1 protein-coding gene is annotated in these 1,809 nt (G+C 69.3%); it reads right to left on the minus strand.

The features are described 5' to 3' along the window. Positions 1 to 534: 534 nt before the first annotated feature. Positions 535 to 1,809: HNH endonuclease signature motif containing protein (locus ABZ914_RS50895; RefSeq protein WP_500201757.1), on the minus strand; the 1,275-nt coding region annotated here is incomplete at its 5' end.

Raw genomic sequence — 1,809 nt, forward strand, 5'->3', positions numbered from 1 at the left:
GCCCCGCCCCCGGGTCGCGCCACCCCACCACCCCCTTCCGTAAGGTACGAAATCCCCTGCTGCGTGATGCGAAGGGGAGCAAAGGGTTCGAAGGGCAAGCAGGAGGAGCCGTGTTTGATGCGGTGTTGGCGTGCTCTGGCGTTGCGGCCTGAAGGGGAATGCGCTGTGTTCGCCTGGCGGCGGCGTTGGCCATTGCATTGGTATCGCGCTGTCGTGTCGGCATCGCATTGTCATGGGGCAGGCTGGCTTGCCCGTCGTGGGGGTGAATGCGGACGGACAGGCGCAGGGCGTGGCCGGGGTGGGGGTGGTGCGCCGGGGCGGGGCGGTTTTGCGGTTCTGGTCCGGGGCGGTGTTGCTGGGCGGCGTAGCGGACGGGTGGGCTGGGCCTCCGCTAAGCGCCGTCTGGAGAGGACAGGTGCAGCCGGTGTGGAAAGGTCGCCTGTGGTGCGGGCATGCCGGGGCCGCCCGTCATCGGGTGGATGCGGGCGGACCGGCGCAGGGCGTGGCCGTGTGCAGTGTTGTGGTGGTGGGTGGTTATGCGGCCCAGTCGAGCGCGGGGCTGTCGGGTGGGCCGATGCTTCCCGGCGGCCCGGCTCCGGTTGCTGGTCCTCTGGCGTTGGCTGGTGGGAGTAGCCGGTAGACGTATCGCCCGTCCTGATCTTTAGTGATCTGGATCTGGTCGGGGCGACTGTGCTTGAAGCGGTTGTGCCATCCGCAGGTGAGTGCGAGTTGGTCGATGTCGGTGGGCGATCGCCCGAGCGCCCATCCGTGCACGTGATCGACCTCGCATAGCGTTCCGGGCACTTCGCAGCCTCGTACCGCGCACGAGGGGTAGAGCGTTTCCAGTACCTGCCGCTGTGCTGCGGAGGCGAAGCGTTCCCGATATCCCAGGTACAGCGGGGTGTTTCCGCGTCCGAGCAGCAGGGGTGAGACTCCGGCGGCCAGGGCGATGCGGCGGGCTTGGGCGGCGGGGATCGGGGTGCCGTCGGTGAGGCGGGCCGGGGCGTTGCCGCCGGTGAGGGTCTCCAGGTCGCAGATGACGGTGACCTTGGAGGCCTTGTGCCCGCCCGACAGGACGCTGGAGAGGGCGGCGGCGGTGCGTTCGGGGAGGTCGCGTCGGTCGTCGGGTCCGGCCGGCTTGGCCAGCGGAGCGAGGGTGCCGTCCCAGATCGCGGCGTCTTCGGGGTTCAGCCACCCCTTGACGTACCGGCCGCCGTCCAGCGAACGCGTGGTCGTGAGCCAGGACTTGTCGTAGCCGCGCCGAGAATCCTCATCGGGGGTGTCCTCTGTGCCGTCGCGCTCAGCGATGACATCACGAATCCGCCGCCCGAACGCCGCGACCTTCCCGGCCGAGAAGCCCTGCTCGACAAAGCCCAGCAGGGTCGCCTCGGCTTCAGCGCAGTCGGTGTCGTCAAGACGCGAGACCGAGTCGGCGACGGTGGCCGCGTAGCCGTAGGACAGCTCCCCTGCCGCCAGCTGTGCGCAGACCTCGGGCAGGCGGTGGCGCTGCCGGGCGAGGGTGAGGCGCTCCTTGGCTCGGCTGTGGCGCATGCCGAGCCGCGACCGCAGCCACGCTTGGGTGGAGGGATATCCCCACCGGGCTGGTTCTCCGGTGGCGTCGACTCGGCCGATGAATCCGGCGAGCGCGCTTTCCTGCATGTCGCACGCGGCCACAAGTGTTTCGGTGAGTTCCAGGCACGCGGCCGCTGATTCGGGGGCTTCGCGCGATGCGAGTTCAGTGGCGATGGTTGAGAGCGCGTTCACCAGTTCCATGGTGGACGCGGCCCCAAGCTCGACCGTCACTGATTG

It is taken from the genome of Spirillospora sp. NPDC046719, from assembly GCF_040645715.1.
Lineage (GTDB): Bacteria > Actinomycetota > Actinomycetes > Streptosporangiales > Streptosporangiaceae > Spirillospora.